Annotated in this window: 19 protein-coding genes; 12 read left to right on the forward strand and 7 right to left on the reverse strand. The window is 64.4% G+C overall.

Features of this window, described 5'->3' with window-relative positions; genetic code table 11:
• Window position 1: 1 nt before the first annotated feature.
• Genes QX204_RS24730 through QX204_RS24740 form a run of 3 tightly spaced genes read right to left on the reverse strand, consistent with a single transcriptional unit; the run spans window position 2 to window position 1,337 of the window.
• Window positions 2–613: a DUF2637 domain-containing protein gene (locus QX204_RS24730; protein ID WP_301902694.1), complete on the reverse strand. Its 612-nt coding sequence runs from the start codon at window positions 611–613 to the stop codon at window positions 2–4.
• Window positions 614–615: 2 nt separating this feature from the next.
• Window positions 616–897, reverse strand: a complete 282-nt coding sequence (locus QX204_RS24735; protein ID WP_301902695.1) for a hypothetical protein — start codon at window positions 895–897, stop codon at window positions 616–618.
• On the reverse strand, window positions 894–1,337 hold the full coding sequence (locus tag QX204_RS24740; protein ID WP_301902696.1) for a hypothetical protein: 444 nt from the start codon (window positions 1,335–1,337) through the stop codon (window positions 894–896). The genes QX204_RS24735 and QX204_RS24740 overlap by 4 nt, the downstream gene beginning before the upstream one ends.
• A 211-nt stretch (window positions 1,338–1,548) precedes the next feature.
• On the opposite strand from QX204_RS24740, the gene QX204_RS24745 reads away from it, so the two are divergent.
• From QX204_RS24745 to QX204_RS24755, 3 genes are read left to right on the forward strand one after another with little or no spacing between them, the layout of a single operon-like run.
• Window positions 1,549–2,400, forward strand: coding sequence for an AAA family ATPase (locus QX204_RS24745; protein ID WP_301902697.1), 852 nt, complete (start codon window positions 1,549–1,551; stop codon window positions 2,398–2,400).
• A gap of 47 nt (window positions 2,401–2,447) precedes the next feature.
• Window positions 2,448–2,924 (forward strand): kinase, encoded by a 477-nt coding sequence (locus QX204_RS24750; protein ID WP_301902699.1) that lies wholly within the window; start codon window positions 2,448–2,450, stop codon window positions 2,922–2,924.
• A gap of 34 nt (window positions 2,925–2,958) precedes the next feature.
• Window positions 2,959–3,480: a hypothetical protein gene (locus tag QX204_RS24755; protein ID WP_301902701.1), complete on the forward strand. Its 522-nt coding sequence runs from the start codon at window positions 2,959–2,961 to the stop codon at window positions 3,478–3,480.
• A gap of 1,282 nt (window positions 3,481–4,762) precedes the next feature.
• Here QX204_RS24755 and QX204_RS24760 read toward each other — a convergent pair.
• Window positions 4,763–5,362: a DUF7691 family protein gene (locus QX204_RS24760; protein ID WP_301902702.1), complete on the reverse strand. Its 600-nt coding sequence runs from the start codon at window positions 5,360–5,362 to the stop codon at window positions 4,763–4,765.
• Between the two features lie 357 nt (window positions 5,363–5,719).
• A complete protein-coding gene (locus QX204_RS24765) occupies window positions 5,720–6,298 on the reverse strand; it encodes a DUF7691 family protein (RefSeq protein WP_301902704.1) in 579 nt (192 codons plus the stop codon).
• 345 nt (window positions 6,299–6,643) lie between these two features.
• On the opposite strand from QX204_RS24765, the gene QX204_RS24770 reads away from it, so the two are divergent.
• The gene (locus QX204_RS24770) at window positions 6,644–6,814 is read left to right on the forward strand and encodes a hypothetical protein (RefSeq protein ID WP_301908239.1); all 171 of its coding nucleotides are present in this window, start codon (window positions 6,644–6,646) and stop codon (window positions 6,812–6,814) included.
• Window positions 6,815–6,927: 113 nt separating this feature from the next.
• On the opposite strand, the gene QX204_RS24775 is transcribed toward QX204_RS24770, so the two are convergent.
• Window positions 6,928–7,368, reverse strand: coding sequence for a hypothetical protein (locus tag QX204_RS24775; RefSeq protein ID WP_301902705.1), 441 nt, complete (start codon window positions 7,366–7,368; stop codon window positions 6,928–6,930).
• Window positions 7,369–7,681: 313 nt separating this feature from the next.
• Here QX204_RS24775 and QX204_RS24780 point away from each other — a divergent pair, with 313 nt between their 5' ends.
• Together QX204_RS24780 and QX204_RS24785 are read left to right on the forward strand one after the other, a co-directional pair.
• Window positions 7,682–8,458, forward strand: a complete 777-nt coding sequence (locus tag QX204_RS24780) for a DUF1206 domain-containing protein (RefSeq protein WP_301902706.1) — start codon at window positions 7,682–7,684, stop codon at window positions 8,456–8,458.
• 113 nt (window positions 8,459–8,571) lie between these two features.
• Window positions 8,572–9,585, forward strand: a complete 1,014-nt coding sequence (locus tag QX204_RS24785; protein WP_301902707.1) for a TIGR03617 family F420-dependent LLM class oxidoreductase — start codon at window positions 8,572–8,574, stop codon at window positions 9,583–9,585.
• 19 nt (window positions 9,586–9,604) lie between these two features.
• Here QX204_RS24785 and QX204_RS24790 read toward each other — a convergent pair whose 3' ends face one another.
• Window positions 9,605–10,567 carry a DUF5996 family protein gene (locus QX204_RS24790; protein ID WP_301902709.1) on the reverse strand — a complete coding sequence of 321 codons (963 nt, stop codon included), beginning with the start codon at window positions 10,565–10,567 and terminating at the stop codon, window positions 9,605–9,607.
• A 212-nt stretch (window positions 10,568–10,779) separates the two neighbouring features.
• Between QX204_RS24790 and QX204_RS24795 the strand changes: the two genes are divergently transcribed.
• From QX204_RS24795 to QX204_RS24820, 6 genes are all read left to right on the forward strand, one after another.
• On the forward strand, window positions 10,780–11,763 hold the full coding sequence (locus QX204_RS24795; protein ID WP_301902711.1) for an AurF N-oxygenase family protein: 984 nt from the start codon (window positions 10,780–10,782) through the stop codon (window positions 11,761–11,763).
• A 137-nt stretch (window positions 11,764–11,900) separates the two neighbouring features.
• The gene (locus QX204_RS24800; protein WP_301902712.1) at window positions 11,901–12,203 is read left to right on the forward strand and encodes a type II toxin-antitoxin system Phd/YefM family antitoxin; all 303 of its coding nucleotides are present in this window, start codon (window positions 11,901–11,903) and stop codon (window positions 12,201–12,203) included.
• A complete protein-coding gene (locus QX204_RS24805; RefSeq protein WP_056812679.1) occupies window positions 12,200–12,577 on the forward strand; it encodes a PIN domain-containing protein in 378 nt (125 codons plus the stop codon). The genes QX204_RS24800 and QX204_RS24805 overlap by 4 nt, the downstream gene beginning before the upstream one ends.
• A 127-nt stretch (window positions 12,578–12,704) precedes the next feature.
• Complete coding sequence (locus QX204_RS24810; RefSeq protein WP_301902715.1) at window positions 12,705–13,337, forward strand: hypothetical protein; 633 nt, start codon at window positions 12,705–12,707, stop codon at window positions 13,335–13,337.
• A 99-nt stretch (window positions 13,338–13,436) separates the two neighbouring features.
• Window positions 13,437–13,931 (forward strand): ArsR/SmtB family transcription factor, encoded by a 495-nt coding sequence (locus QX204_RS24815; protein WP_301908096.1) that lies wholly within the window; start codon window positions 13,437–13,439, stop codon window positions 13,929–13,931.
• Between the two features lie 107 nt (window positions 13,932–14,038).
• On the forward strand, window positions 14,039–15,661 hold the full coding sequence (locus tag QX204_RS24820) for an acyl-CoA synthetase (RefSeq protein ID WP_301908097.1): 1,623 nt from the start codon (window positions 14,039–14,041) through the stop codon (window positions 15,659–15,661).
• The last annotated feature ends 84 nt before the right edge of the window (window positions 15,662–15,745 follow it).

Genomic DNA, 15,745 nt, shown 5'->3' on the forward strand with positions numbered 1-15,745 from the left:
GTCAATGACCTCCTGAAGGGACCGCGACCGGGCGCGGTGGCTGGAAAGGTTGGACCACCCGCACCGGTGGCGGCGTGGTCGGCCGGACAGATGCCAGAGGAATCGGCGAAGTCGTCGGCATCGGTGTCGGTGCCGGAACATGTTCGGGGACAGCGTGTTCGGCCGCTTCGACCGCGACAGCTGGGGTAGCGGGTTCGGACTTTGGGGTATTGCGGGAGCGCAGCAGCACAGCCAGACCGTGAGTGTCGAGCAACAGCGCAGCGGGAGCGATCACCGCGAGGATGGCGGCCAGAGCGCCGTGACCCGATACGAGCGCGTGAGCGATGTTCCCGCCGATCGAGACCGTTGCCCCGGCGATCAGCACACGGGTGAAGAAGGAGCGTTCGGGGCTGTCGGCCAAAGCCAGGACCGCGATCGTGGCTTGAATGATGGTGCCGTCCACGATCACCGGGAACAGCCACGCCAGATGAGTAGGTGTGTGGGCCCTGACCGCGAGGTCACGCAGAGCCGCGAACGAGAGAACGAACGCGGCCCCACCGATAACCAGGACGATGAGGACGGCGGACCAGCGAGCCCACCGAACACTCTTGGGCTGCTGATCCGCCGTACTCACGGTCACGCCGCCTTGGACTCAGTCGCGGACTTCTCAGCGGCGACCTGCTCGGCCCGGACACGCTCGGCGGCATCATGAGCCATGACCAACGCGGGCAACTGCTCAGCCAAGAGCCGTGCCTCATCGATGCTCAGCGCCAGGCAGTTGCGGCCGCGTTCGGACTGAAGCTTGATCCGCACGTACGCACCGATCTTGTAGTCGCCGTGGCGCTTAGCCGCGTCGTATTCGACCGTGACGCCGTCGGGTGATTGGACGAAGAACGTCATGGTTGCCATGTCGATCACGCGGCCTTGTCAGCGACGGAGCGGTTACGGGCACCGGAGTTATCGCCCTCGATGCCACCGGCATAGAACTGGTAGCCCAGGTACTTGAATTCGCCCTGCCCCATCACCTTCGGCTCAGCCATCAGGCCCTCCAACACGATCTGACGCATCCCCGGCAACACCTCCGGCGTCGAGGGAACCGGAGCGTGCTCGGCCAGGAAGATCAGGTCGAAGCTGGCCCGCTTGGACTTGGCCTCATCCGGATCGGTCACGGTGGCACGCCACATCAGCAGCTGAGTGCCTTCGTTGGTCTTGGGGTCGTAGTCGCGTCGCTGTTCAGGCACCGCATTGCGGTCCGGGTTCCACTTGATTAGCGGCTCGATCTGGCCCTGCAGGATCAGGCCCATCGGGAATGCCTCGGCGTGCGAGACGGGGAAGCGGTTGCCGCGCTTGAAAGCCATGATCTTTTCTCCTTGAAGTCGGGGGCTTCGGTGGGTGTCGATTCGGTTGGTCTATGTGCCCCGTGCCATCAACGGTAGCAACTGCTACCTCATGAGAGCAACTACTTTCGTGAGGCAATTCACAGCAACGGCCGAATCCGCGCTTTTCCCAGGTCAGAACGTCGGTGGCAGCTGATACCCTTCCGTTAGCAACTGCTACCGAAGGAGTGCCGTGCCCGCGAGCGACCCCAAATCGACAGCCTCCGCCCGGATCGCGCAGGCCATCCGCAACGACATCGAGGCGGGGCGACTGCGGGACGGGCAGCGGCTCCCATCGACGCGAGAGCTCGCGAAGGAATGGCAAGCAAGTCAGCGCACAATCAGCGACGCGATGGACCTCCTGGTCAAGGAGGGTTATGTCGCGACGCAGAACCGGTCCGGCCGCATCGTGACGACGCCGACATCAGTCACGCTTGCGCTGTCGTCGCCACTTCGCCCGATTCGCCCGCGGATCGTCTACGTCGGCGGCTTTCCCGGATCAGGCAAAAGCGAGTTCGCTCGAACGCTGGCTAGGGCAACGAACTGGGCGTTCCTCGACAAAGACACGATTGCGCGTCCGCTGATCGAACCTGCACTTGAAGACCTCGGGCACAGCGTCAACGACCGCGAATCCGACACCTACTTCGACCGACTTCGGCCGAGGGAATACGAGGCGCTCGAAGGAGTGATCAACGACAACATCGCCGTCGGGACGTCGGTCATCGCCACCGCCCCGTACGTGAAGGAATTCACCAACCGTGCATGGCTGGACCGCGTCACGGCCCGCGGTGAAACCTACGAAGCAGACTGTACTTTCGTGTGGGTCCGCTGTTCTCTCGACACGATGCTGATGTACCTCAAGCGGCGCGGCGCCGGACGCGATAACGGCAAGCTTGCCGAATGGGACAGCTATAGCGCCGGGCTGGATCTGAACTTCCGGCCCGAGATCGCGCACGTCGTGGTTGACAACGATCCCGACAGTCCGCCGCTTCGGACCCAGGCTCAGCAGCTCATCGAGTCGTTCCGGCGGGATTCTGGCCAGTGAGGGCGGGACTTATCCTCTACGGCGGGCCTGCAACCGGCAAAGACACTGTGACCGAAACTCTTTCACGAATCGATGCCCGCTATCGCCTGTTCGAACGGTTGAAGTCCGGCCCAGGACGAACTACGGGCTACCGCATGACGGACGCACACGAGCTCGACCGCTTAGAAAAGGCCGGCCTTTTGGTGTGGGCCAACGCGCGGTACGGCGCTCGATACGCAATCGACAAACCTGGTCTGGACGACTTACTCGCCGCAGACCTCATCCCGGTGATTCATGCTGGTCAGCCCGAGGTCATTCCTGCTGTGCGAGCCGCCACTCCGAACGTCGAGTGGACTGTGATTCAGCTTGAATGCGACGCAGAAACCGCGAGGTCACGCATCGTAGCGCGGGATACGGGTGATGTTGACCTCCGGCTGGCAGCCCGAGACGCTACGCCATGGATCGACGCGGACCTCACGATCAACACAAGCTCGGCCGAGCCCGGCGAGGTCGCGCAAACTATCGATGCCCTACGAACTGGCTAGCGAAGCTCCTAAAGGCGAATGAATAGGTGTGGCAATGGATAATGAAAATCCAATTGTAGAGATAAATCGCGCCTACAGGAGGGTGGTTGATTTCTGTAGTGATGATGAACTGGGGGGGCCGGTTGGTGCAACGGATAGTCAGATTGATGCGTTGGCTTCCGCCCAGGGAGTTGCCGAGGTGCCCATAGCGGTACGCCAGATTCTTAGACATATCGGAATGATCGAGGGTGTGTTCGCGGCACAGGGAACATTCTGTGTTTCGTATCTCGGGCCAGATGCTAAGGAAATGGCTATCGAGTTCGTTGAAGAGCTGCCGAGAGGCGTTAAATCACTTGATGGCCCTGACAACTTGCTGGTAGTCATGAAATTTCAAAGCGAGTGTTGTTTGGTTGTTGATGGCTCCGACCTTGGTAGTGAGAACCCACCGCTGTGGGAGCTGTCTGAAGACGGCAGAAGTCCAGTGCGGTATTCATCAACCACCACATATTTTGATATAGCCGCAGATCGCGCTTGTGACTACATTTCCTGGGCTAGAAGAATTGATCCTCGAGACTAAGGGATGTCCCGTAGGTCGTTGAGCGGCAACGGGTATCGTCTCCACAGTGGTGATCTCGGCAGCTGACCCGGTGATGGTGGAGTTGTTCTCCGGGCTGCGCGCCAGCCACGTTTGCTCGCCTGATCACACAGTTGCGGCGCGAGGCCGCAGACCGACCGTTGCGCGGCCGACCGTGGGGTGAAGTCGAGGGGTCTCATCCGAACCGCCCCACGTCGGGGATCCATTGTTGCCGAGCAGCTCCCCGGACGACCACGCTGCTATGCCTGAAGGGCCGCTCGGTGAGGTTGAACGGATCCGCGCCTTCCCGACCCAATTCGCCGTGCGAGGCTCGCAACCGAACTGAGCACGCAGTATTAGATCCGCTTGCCGAGCTGTCCAGCATCCGTCAGGCCGCCACCGAAGACGCGTACACCGCCGGCATCAGTGCCACCGAGATCGCCCAGCATCTCGGTCTAGCCAAGGGCAGGATCAGCTAAATCCGGCATCCGAAGGCGTGAAGCGCATACTTCACGAAGTTGTTGCTGAATTCGGCTATATAGAGTCAAGGGCGCCTGCGGCGGCGCGTGCGCGCCGCCGCCGCGCAGACGCCGCGCAACGGTCTTGCTCGTACCTCACCGCCCGGCGCGGCGGCGAGTCGGCAACGAGCACGCGCTATCGGCAGACGCCGGACTCGTGACAGCTCAGGCAGCATCGACCCGAGAGCGATGACGAGGGCCAGGAGCAGCCCGTCAGAATTGCTGAACGGAATTCCCGAGCCCGAATCGGCTGGCATACTGCCCGATCGACGGCCACCAGCACACCGAGTCGCATACGTACTGCCGCACGACTTCGTCGCTTGCCTCATAGGACCAGCCTGCCGAACCCGTGCAGGTGGTCATCGAGCCGTCACCGGTCCTAGCCGAAAAGGCCGGCATAGTTCCCGATCACCTTGGCCGGTCACCAGATGCCGAGTGAATTGCTGAACGGAATCCGCGGTGAGGTTGGTGGTATCGCGACCGGTGGCCGCGTGGCCCTGTTCTGGGTTGGCCTGCATTGTGATCCCGCGCCCCTCACACCTCAAGGGCGCCGATGGCGTCAGCTTCGCTGATTGCTGAGCAACCCTTGACCTGTGAGCCTCTGCGCGTGAAAGGCAGGCGGTGAGCCAGCCCCTTGGTGTGCAACCCACCCCAGAACAGGGCCGATGCCGGGCGCCGGGAAGCGCGATAAGCGGCAGAAGAGTGCACTCGGGGTCGACTGAGACGGCGACCTGTCTCCGACGGGTAATAGCTGGTCAAGGGATCCATCAATCCGCGAAGCAGACCAAGTCCGTTCGCCTGTCGAGGCAATACCGAAGCCACCCTTGGACGTCAGCGACGTTGTCCTCGATCTCGGAAGGCAGCCCTCGTTCGATCGCGGTCGCGAGATCGGTCAGCGCCTCCGGAATATCCTCCAGGAGCAAGTAGCCTACCGAACTCCCGCTCACACCCAGTGGAAGTTCTTCGACACCTTCGCACATCAGACTCGCCACCGAGAACGAACTACCTTTGGCGGATAAGGCACTGTCGATGGTGTCGAACCAACTCCGTCGCGTCTGTTCCCAACCATCGAGCGCTTCGCCGTGGTGTTGGACCAACAGTTCGAAGACTCGAATGTAGCTGCCGTCGTTCCAGTCAGTGGTGTCGTATCGGATATCGCGACCATTTTCGTTGACGCCCAGCACGATGCACCGTAGCGCGTCCTCGGGAGTAAGCCGACGTTCCTGTGCCGCCCACTCCTGGCCGAGCTCATCTAGATCGTTCCCCAGCAGATCTACCACTATGTCTATGTCGGATTCATCGCCTGTTCGCAGGTACCGCCGAGCTTGCTCGATCCGCACCGAGTACGGATAAGTGTTTATCGACATGGCTTCCCAACCTCTCGTGACCTTGCCCTTCCAAGATCATCGACACCCTAATGCTGGTGGCGAACCTCAGGCTCGGGAACCTGACAGCGCCCTGAATTCGGCATGAGCGGACGTTCGACCGCGCGGGCAACTCGCCTGGAGACGCCTACCGGCCGTGCCCCATTCGTGCCCTGAGCCAGGGTCAAAGGGGGTAAATCCGGGTACCTCACGCGCAACCGGTAGCCCAGGTCAGACCGTTTTTCCCGCCTGTTCGCCTGCTTCCCAAGCAGTGAGATCTTCCGTCGGCCGATGCGGACGTTCGTGACCGCGCGGTATGCGGCATGTGAGTGCGTTCGCAACGTGCGTGCGCGGTGACCGTCATGCGTTCCAGAAACCGATGAGATCCTTGCCGCTTGTTCGCGATTCACGCAGCCAAACCAGGATGGGCTCGCCGTACCCGTCGAGATAGTCGGGGTCCTCCGCAAGTTGTTGCTCCAAACCATGGCCCAGGATTTCGATGCACTCCTTCGCGCTCAGATGTCCCCACCCGTTGTCTTCGGAGACACTGAGACTCTCGGCCAAGGCCGGTGCGTTCGGAAATGGATCCTCGTCGTCCATACTGCTGGCCAGTGTTTCGACAACGGAGGGCAGTCCCTCGTCCCACCATACGAACTCCACACCGCTATATCCCGGACCAGCGAGTTCTTCGCAAATCAGCTGCAGCGCTTCACCGTAATGCGCAGCGTGCTCCTCCTCGAACGGGCCGCCCGCGAGTATCTTTCGCAGCGCTTCCTTGTTCCGCTCGACATGATCGTCCTGGTCATCTCGCTCGAAGCCCAGCAAGAGAACTTCTGGCTCGCTGGTTAGGATCTGGTCGAGGAGCTTCTCGTCCGCGGAGCCGACAACGGCTGTTAGATCTGCCAGATTCAGAAGGTACACATTCAAAGTGCTCGACACGACACGAATCCTAGCCAGGCACACCGACATTCGGAATCGACGAGCTTGAGGGTCGGTCATGTACACAAGCGCCCAGCCGCCAATTCGTCCTGAATTCGGCATGAGCGGATCTTCGACGACGAAGCCGTCGACGGCCGCTCCGAGTGTCACCACGTTGTCACAAGTACCCCGAACAACCCCGGATGTGGCCGGACAGAATCGGCAGGTCACGGTACGCCGGAAGATTTACAAGTACCGGTACGAACGGGCCGAGGCTGCCTCCGGAGCAGACGGCCGCATGGACCCCGCATCATCCGAACCCAGGCCGTCTACAGGCCGTGCGAGGCTGCGGAGCACCCGAAACGGGTGAGAACTAGCGAGAGCCGTTCGCCCTGTTCAGGAGGCATTCTGCGACCTTTCGCCAGGAGGCCGAAATCTGGCCGCAAGATCCTCGACATCTTCGAAGGCACCCAGCAGATCCAGCAGCTGATCGTGGCTCGCCGCGTGCTCGGAAAGACCAGCTCCGAGCTGAAGTGACCTGGTAGACAACGAAATCCGGTGCGAGTCGACTGCTGACCCGCACCGGATTTCTTTGTTTCCGGAAGGGGCCCTTGGTCACTCAGGCCGCGTCCGGGCCTGTTCTCGAATCCTCACGCCGTGGCGTCGAGGCGGACGAGGGCCATATCCCACTGGCCGTGTTCGTCCGCCCAGGTGGTCACGACCTCGCCGCGGCCGACCACGTTCTCCTGCGGCGCCTCGTCGGCCCAGTAGTCGCCTTCTTCCTCGACCACCGCCATGATTCGTACCGCGTCCTCCCTGGTTCGATCGGTCCGCACCAGGATGTGCTCCACCCGCCAGTCGACGCCGCTCAGATCACGCCCCACCAGATCGCGCCCCTCGACCGACTCTCCGTCGATCTCGAAGATCGTTCCCGGCCCGTCCACCAGCAGCTCCTGGGTGTCGCAGAGCGTCAGAACCTCGCTCACGAAATCCCGCTCGCCGCGCAGCAGGGCCGGGTCGAGCCACCCCGAATGTCGGTCGAGGCCGACCTCGCCGAAGAAGTTTCCCCAGGCATACAGTGCGAAAGACATGGCGAGATCCTAAGCGCACCAGCATGTTCCGGAAATCGGGCCGACGAGATCGGCTGACCTGCGGCGCATTCACTTGCCCGACAGCAGATCTCGTCGCCTCGAAATTCTCTTCATGGTGTTTGAACCGCAGGGTGCGGGCATTACCGCAGAGGAAGAGATAGGGAACATCATGAGCGTATTTCGCAGTGCGAACAGATATCGGCGACGTGATCGGGTCCGAACCGACCGGCGCGGATGGCGGTCGGTCCGAAACCGGGGCTGGGGCCGCCGGTCCTATGACCGGGCGCCGCGCAGATCCACCAGTTCCGGCGGAGTGGAGTCCGTCGCCCGCTTCGGTTTCGTAGCGCGTGGCGTCGCCTACGTCGTGATCGGCATTCTCGCTTTCATGCTGGCGATCGGAACGGCCGAGCACGAGCCGGATGCCGGTGGGGCGCTGGCCGCGATCGCCGCGAAGCCGCTGGGTTACCTGCTGCTGTGGATTCTCGTGTTCGGCTTCGCCGCGCTGGCCGTGTGGCGCGCGGTGCAGGTGGCCGGTGCGGGGCGGACCTACTCGGGCGGACACCGCGCCTATGCCGTGGTCTCCGGGATCGTCTATGCCCTGGCTTTCTGGGGCACCCTGCGGTTCGTGATGCACGGCCGCACGCCGACGCCGAGCGACGCGGTCGCCCGCGATCTGACCGGCCGCATCCTGAGCTGGGAGGGCGGGCAGGTGGTCGTGCTGCTGATCGGTATCGCCATCTTGGCCTTCGGTATCTGGCAGACGGTGCGCGGTCTGCGCCTGGACTTCGCCGAGGACCTTCGGATGGGCTGGATGACGCACGGTATGCGCCAGGCCGCGATCTGGCTGGGCCGGATCGGCTATCTCGCTCGGGGCGCGATCGTGATCAGCATCGGTTTCGCCGCCATGGTGGCGGCGATCAACTACGACGCCGCGGCTGCCAAGGGTGTCGACGCGGTACTGCACGATTTCGCCGGAAAGCCCTTCGGCCCCTGGCTGCTCATGCTGATCGCGGTCGGCCTCATCGCCTTCGGCGGGCTGTCCTTCCTCGAGGCCAAGCACCGCAGGACCTACGGCGGCGTCCCGGTGTGATCCGCGGACCCGCTCGAATCCCATCATCGGCGTTTGCCGGATCAGCCCGGATCGGCTCTGTACAGCGATACGGTGAGGGTCGATTCGGACGACGGTGATGGGATTCGAGCGTTTTGAAGATCGACACAACGCTGACCGGCGGGCTCGCCACGATGGGCGAGGACGCCGCCGCCGCGGAGGCCGCGGGCTACGCGGGCATCTGGACGTTCGAAGGGGCCCACGACCCGTTCCTGCCGCTTCTGCTCGCCGCCGAGCACACGGAGCGGGTCGAGCTGGGCACCTCGATCGCGGTGGCGTTCGCCCGAAATCCACTGTCGCTGGCCACCATCGCCTGGGATCTGCAGGCCTACTCCCGTGGCCGCTTCGTTCTCGGTCTCGGTAGCCAGATCCGCGCGCACATCACCCGGCGCTACTCGATGCCGTGGAGCCGACCGGCCGACCGGATGCGCGACATGGTGATGGCCGTGCGCGCGATCTGGGCGAGCTGGGAGCACGGCGGGCGGCTCGATTACCAGGGCGAGTTCTATCAGCACACCCTGATGCCGCCGCTGTTCCGCCCCGCGGCGGCCGAGGTGGCCGGGTTCGGCCCGCCGCCGATCTATCTCGCGGGTGTGGGGCCGAAGATGACCGCGGTCGCGGGAGAGGTCGCCGACGGATTCATGTCGCACCCGTTCTGCACGCCGAGATTTCTGCGCGAGGTGACCCTGCCCGCCCTGGCGCGGGGCGCCCAGCGCGCGCACAAACCCGCGGACGACATCGTGGTCCACCATTCGGCGATGGTCGCGGCGGGCAGGTCCGCGAGCGAACTCGCCACCGCGCGACAGGCCATCCGAAAGCAGCTCGCCTTCTACGGATCGACGCCGGCCTACTGGCCGATTCTCGAGCTCCACGATCGGGCCGAACTCGGACCCCGGCTCAAAGACATGTCCAAGAGCGGGCAATGGGATCGGATGGCCGAGCTCATCGACGACGACTTCCTCGATGCCGTCGCGATCACGGCCACCGACCCCGCCCGCGCGGCGGCGCAACTGCACGAGCGCTACGACGGCATCGTCGGGCGGCTCGGCTTCAACACGCCCTATCGGGTGGACCCCACGCTGCTGACCGAACTGTTGCGGGAGTTCTGATTTCGCGCCGATCCTGTGCTCAGACCTCGGTCGTGTCGGAGAGGTGGAGTCGGCGGTCGAGGCGGTGCGGGTCGACGTCCAGGTGGGGCCGGTCCCAGTCGGCCAGATCGGCTGCGGCGGCGTAGGTCGTGTCGAGGAAGTTCAGGAGGGTGGCGTCGGGGTCGGCGGAATTTCGGACCGATTCGTAGGGAAGGACGAATTCGCCGAGAGTGGCGTCCCAGCCGGCGCCGTCGGGGCCCGCGGGACGGTCGGCGTAGCCGTCGGGGGCGGGGTAGGAATAGGCGTAGAAGGTGCCCTCGGTGCCGCCGGGCCAGAAGCCCGCGCTGGCGCATTCGCGGGAGTAGGCCTCTTCCATCACCCAATCGGCGCAGTTCGGGGCGCCGCCGGGGTGCGTGGGCGCGAGACGGCCGGAGAAGCGGGTGCAGGCCAGGTCGAAGGACCCCCAGAAGAATTGCACCGGACTGGATTTCCCGGCGAAACCGGCACGCCAGAGCTGGAATACCCGCTCGATCTGGACGAGCTGTTGCCAGAACAGGTCGACGGCGTCCGCGTCGTAGGACTTGTGGTCGGTGTCCTCGGCGAACGGGATGGCCGGATCCACCTCGTTCGGCGACGCCTCGATGTCGACCACGACGTCGAGGCGACCGAGCACGTGGCCGAGCTCGGCGTAGAAGTCGGCCACCGTGCGCGGGCGCAGGGCGATCGCGGCGCGGCGGCCGTCGCTGCTGCGCAGTACGAGTTCGTGGTCGACGAAGTCGAATTCGATATCGAGCAGGCGGCCGTCGACGGGAATCGCGCCGGTCGCCATCCCGCGCGCGCTCACCGCGAAGGTGACGTTCCACCAGTGATTGACCAGCGGCGTCCCCGCCATTTTCAGCTTGCCGATGATCTGCGACCACATGTGCAGGGTGTCGCGGGTATCGGACCAGGAATCCACGAGCAGAGTCGGCCAGATGGCCTCGGCGGGAGTGGAACGGGCCATCGGATTCCTCGCTCTCTCGGTGCGCGACCGGGGTCGCGCCCGTTCACAGCCAGGTGCGCTGGCTGACCGGTCAACCGTGTCCTGCGACGTTTCATCCTACGTCGGCGCAGGTAGATCGTGCCGCAAGCACCTTCTCGATCACCGGCGGGGTTGTGTGGGACTCTGAGTCTCATATAACGTAGGGGTGGGCCACACCGAAGGAGACACCGCTGATGCTGTCGACAATCAAGAACACCGCCACCGATCCCGAGTACCACGAGATCCTGCGCAACCTGTCCGAAGGTTCGGTCAACCGGCACTTCGACCCCTACGTCGACATCGACTGGGAATCGCCCGAGTTCGCCGTGCACAGCGACGACCCGCGCTGGATCATGCCCGACGAGGACCCACTCGGCCGTCACCCCTGGTACAAGGCCCAGCCGATCGAGAAGCAGATCGCCATCGGCATGTGGCGCCAGGCCGGTATCGCCAAGGTCGGCCTGGATTTCGAGCAGCTGCTGATCCGTGGGCTGATGCAGTACCTGGTGTCGGTCCCCAACGGTGACCCCGAATTCCGGTACATCACGCACGAGGCTGCCGAAGAGTGCAACCACACGATGATGTTCCAGGAGATGATCAACCGCATCGGCTATCGCGACGTGGTCGGCATGGGCACCATCGATCGCAAGCTGACGATGGCCATCTGGCCCGCGGTGAAGTACTTCCCCGAGCTGTTCTTCACGATGATCCTCGGCGGCGAGGAGCCGATCGACCACCTGCAGAAGTCGCTGCTGCGCGCGGGCGTCGACCTGCATCCGATGGTCAAGCGGGTGATGCAGATCCACGTGGCCGAGGAAGCCCGGCACATCTCGTTCGCCCACGAATACCTGCGACGGAACGTGCCCGGCATGAACCCGATCACGAAATCGGTGCTCTCCGTGGCCTTCCCGATCGCCATGCGAGTGATGCTCGACATGATCATGACGCCGCCGAAGGAATTCGTCGAGAAGTTCGACATTCCGGCGGAGGTCATGCGCGAGGCGTACTGGAGCAGCGAGGAATCGCAGACCACGATGCGCAACATCTTCGGTGACGTGCGCGCCCTCGCCACCAACAGCGGCCTGATGAACCCGGTCGCCAAGCTCACCTGGCGCCTGCTCGGCATCGACGGCCCGGTGACCCGCTACCGCAGCGAACCGGCTCGCAAAGTCGCCTGAGTGACCGAGTGAGTACGACGGCCCGCCGGACTACCGTTCCGGCGGGCCGTCGGCGTCCTGGTCGAGGAGCGCGTGACGACCCGAAGGCGCAGACCGAGAGCTCCCGACAAGCTGTACACCGCGATGTACAGTTGATTATGGCCGATTACGACAGTGTGCCCCTGACCGAATTACGTGGTCAGCTTGGCAGTGTTTTCGACGGGGTGTCCGCGAGCGGACGGCCGGTGATCGTGACGCGGGAGGGGAAAGAATTGGTCGCGGTGGTACCCGCCGGGGTGTTGCGACACGGGGCGTTGCCGCCCGCGTACTTCAACGATGATCTCCGCGAACAGATCCTGGGCAAGCTCGACGACAGGATCACCCAGCATTCCGCGGAGGACATCGCCGAGGCGCAAGCCAAACTGAGCAAGCTGATGGGCGCGCTGGACAGTCACCAGTGAGCGTCGCCGATCACACCGCGCTCACCTCGCTGGCCTTGTCGCCGCTGTTCGGGCAGGTGATCATGCGCCAGTTCACCCAGCAGCGCCGAATCCTGGTGGTGCCCACCGTGAGCCTGATGGCCGCGATGCGCGCCGTCGACAACATCGACGAACTCGGGCGCCTGCTCGACAATCGCGTCGCCGTGCGCTGGGCCGAACTCGACGCGCCCACCGCCATCCGCATCGGCACCACGGTGCCGATCGTCGACGACCACCTCGACTGGCCGCTGATCGCGCCCGTGGTGTTCACCGCGCAGAATCTGGACATGCCGATCCTCACCGCCAAACCCGAGCTGTATCGCGGGTACAAGGTAGAGATCGCGAACATGCCATAGCTCGATCCAGAAGTCCTGAATCCGGCTTCCCCGGGGTAGTGACGGGGCCCACATCCGCTGTCGGTACGGTGCACAGCGGACGAATTACCAGGGAAAGCTGCACCAGGACACTCGAGGAGAGCTGGTTATGCATCATCTGAGTTTCATGCGTCGCTTCACCACCGCGGTAGCCGTCACGTCGGCCGCCGTCGCCATCGTCTTCGCGGGTCCCGCGGTCGCGGATCCGAAGCCACAGACTGTCGATGTGGCCTCGGCCGTCTCGCAGCTGCGCACCTCGGTGGCGAACAATCCGGGCGCACTCGCCGCCCTCGACCAGCTCACCGCCAAGGGCAAGGTCGACGTCGCACTTCCCGCGCAGCCGTTCCAGATCCCCGCGACCTCCGATGTCGGCCAGAACGGCAGCGGACCCGGGGTGTACGGATCGGGCATCGCCCTCGATATCGACGGCTTCCGCTTCGGCTTCTTCGGCGGGCCGGGCACCATTTCGCCCAATCAGGGCGCTGCCAAGCTCGAGGTCATGTGGCTGAATCTGTCCAACGGGCAGAGCGGCACCGCGGTCCTGACCGAACACCAGGACGTACCGGTCGACACCACCATCCGCACCGCACCGCTGAACACCGGCGGCGGGCTCATCGTGGCCGCGGTCTACGGCAACCTGTGGCACCGCTGGCCCGTTCCGGTCGACGAGGCGCACCCGGACGGGTTCGCCTACCAGCTCGGCACGATCCAGCAGCCCTCGTTCGGCGCTGTCACGCGTTAGCTCTCGACCATCGCGCACCCCGGGTCCACTCGACCCCGGGGTGCGTTGTCGTTTCGATGATGCAGCGCAACAGCTTCGGTGTGGCGTAGGTTGACCGACGTGGAGGATCTGGTCGACCGACTCGAAGAACTGGAACGCCGTGTCGCCGCGCTGGAGAGCGCGCGACCCGAGGACGCGCAGCTGCCGTGGGCGGTGGCACGCCTGCGGCAGGAATTCGCCGATGCGGGCAAACGCACCGGCGGTGTGCTGCTGGCGGGCGCGCTGCAATTGCCCACCGGCGAGCGATTCGATTGGCAGGCGCAGTACCCCACCGATGCCATCGTCGGTGACGTCTGGACCATCGAGGCAGCCAATTGCCTTGCCGCACTTGCTGATCCGGTTCGGTTGCGTCTGCTCCAGGAAATCGTCTACGGACGCAGAACCGCCGCCGATCTCGCCGCCATCGCGGAACTGGGCACCTCGCCCGAGATCTACCAGCATCTGCGCCAGCTGGCCGCCGTCGGCTGGTTGCAGACCGCGGGCTTGGGCCGTTTCGAGGTGCCGGAGGGCAGGCTCGTCCCGCTTCTCGCGGTACTGGCGGCGGCCCAGCGCTGATCTTGTGGAGATGTCCCAATTGCCCGGTTAGGCTACTGTGATGCAAGGCACATCGACTGCTACGGTGAGCGTCGAGTGATCACAGCAGCGGAGGTAGTCGAGTGAATATGTCACATCTGCTCGAAAGCGTGAAGGCGATCGGCGTGCTGCGCGCACGCGGGGTCTCCGACCCCAAGACGCCGCTCGAGACGCTGCGGACGATGAAGGAATCCAAGATCTACGGCCCGCAGGCCACCCTCGTGCGCCATTCGGCCCGGGTCGCCCCCGATCAGGTGGCCCTCGTGGACGAGCGCGGTGAGCTCACCTACCGCGAACTCGACCAGCAGTCCACGGCCATCGCCCGCGGCCTGCACGCAACGGGCATCGGCGAGGGCACCGTTGTCGCCGTGCTGGCCCGCGATCACCGCGGCCTGATCATGTCGATGATCGCGGCGGGCAAGCTGGGCGCGCGGATCGCGCTGATGAATACCGGCTTCGCCAAGCCGCAATTCGCCGAGGTGTGCGCACGCGAGAACGTGCGCGCGGTGCTGCACGACAGCGAGTTCCTCGGTCTGCTCGACGCGTTACCCGACGACCTACCGCGCTACCTCACCTGGGTCGACGAAGGCACCGAACTGCCCGCCGGCGCGACGACGTTCGACGATCTCATCGCCGCGAATTCCACCGACGATCTGCCCGCGCCGAGCAAGCCGGGCGGCTTCATCATCCTCACCAGCGGCACGACCGGCCTGCCCAAGGGCGCACCGCGCACCAAGGTCACGCCGATGGCCACCGCCCAGTTCGTCGACCGCGTGCCCTTCCCCCGGCGTGGTACGGCGATGATCGTGTCGCCGATCTTCCACAGCACGGGCCTCGGCACCTGGCTGGTCAACACGATCCTGTCGAACAAGATCGTCATGCGCCGTCGGTTCGACGCCGAGGCCACCCTCGCCTCGATCGCCGAGCACAAGGTCGAGATGCTCGTCTGCGTGCCGACGATGCTGCACCGGATGACCGAGCTGCCGCCGGAGGTCCGCGCGAAATACGATCTGTCGTCGCTGAAGGTGATCCTGTTCGCCGGTTCCGCGCTCACCCCTGAGCTGTGTATCCGCGCCACCGAGGTCTTCGGACCGGTGCTGTACAACCTCTACGGGTCGACCGAGGTGGCCATCGCGTCCGTCGCGAACCCGGCCGAGCTGGCGGAAGCGCCGGGCACCGTCGGCCGTTCCCCGATCACCTGCGAGGTCCGCCTCTACGACGACCAGGACCAACCGGTCAAGACCCCGGGCGCCCGCGGCCGGATCTTCGTGCGCAGTGGCGCGCCGTTCGAGGGCTACACCGACGGCAGACACAAGCAGATCATCGACGGCTTCATGTCCAGCGGCGACATGGGCCATTTCACCGACTCCGGGCTGCTCATGGTCGACGGCCGCGACGACGACATGATCGTCTCCGGCGGCGAGAACGTGTACCCGCAGGAAGTCGAGAACCTGCTGGTCGAGCGGCCAGAGATCTTCGACGTGGCGGTGGTCGGCGTCGACGACCCGGAATTCGGGAAACGACTGCGCGCCTTCGTCGTCCTCGAAGAAGGTCATACCGTCGAGGCCGCCGAACTCCAGGCGCACGTCAAGGCGAACCTGGCCCGGTTCAAGGTGCCGCGCGAGGTTGTCTTCCTCGACGAACTGCCCCGCAACGCCACCGGCAAGATCGTGCGCCGCACCCTCATCGACTATGAGGTCTCACAGGGATAGGCCCCTGGCCGACACAGAGTGGACAGCGCGGCCGGATCGCTTGCTAGTGTTAGCAACAGCACTGGATCTCGAAGACGCGGTCCG

This window comes from Nocardia sp. PE-7, from assembly GCF_030486425.1.
Lineage (GTDB): Bacteria > Actinomycetota > Actinomycetes > Mycobacteriales > Mycobacteriaceae > Nocardia > Nocardia salmonicida_A.

Bases quoted from the DNA above. Each gene is read 5' to 3' on its own strand.
- QX204_RS24810 (WP_301902715.1), top strand. From the start codon at position 12,705: ATGCATCATCTGAGTTTCATGCGTCGCTTCACCACCGCGGTAGCCGTC.
- QX204_RS24820 (WP_301908097.1), top strand. From the start codon at position 14,039: ATGTCACATCTGCTCGAAAGCGTGAAGGCGATCGGCGTGCTGCGCGCA.
- QX204_RS24800 (WP_301902712.1), top strand. From the start codon at position 11,901: ATGGCCGATTACGACAGTGTGCCCCTGACCGAATTACGTGGTCAGCTT.
- QX204_RS24775 (WP_301902705.1), bottom strand. From the start codon at position 7,368: ATGTCTTTCGCACTGTATGCCTGGGGAAACTTCTTCGGCGAGGTCGGC.
- QX204_RS24740 (WP_301902696.1), bottom strand. From the start codon at position 1,337: ATGGCTTTCAAGCGCGGCAACCGCTTCCCCGTCTCGCACGCCGAGGCA.
- QX204_RS24795 (WP_301902711.1), top strand. From the start codon at position 10,780: ATGCTGTCGACAATCAAGAACACCGCCACCGATCCCGAGTACCACGAG.
- QX204_RS24755 (WP_301902701.1), top strand. From the start codon at position 2,959: ATGGATAATGAAAATCCAATTGTAGAGATAAATCGCGCCTACAGGAGG.
- QX204_RS24760 (WP_301902702.1), bottom strand. From the start codon at position 5,362: ATGTCGATAAACACTTATCCGTACTCGGTGCGGATCGAGCAAGCTCGG.
- QX204_RS24790 (WP_301902709.1), bottom strand. From the start codon at position 10,567: ATGGCCCGTTCCACTCCCGCCGAGGCCATCTGGCCGACTCTGCTCGTG.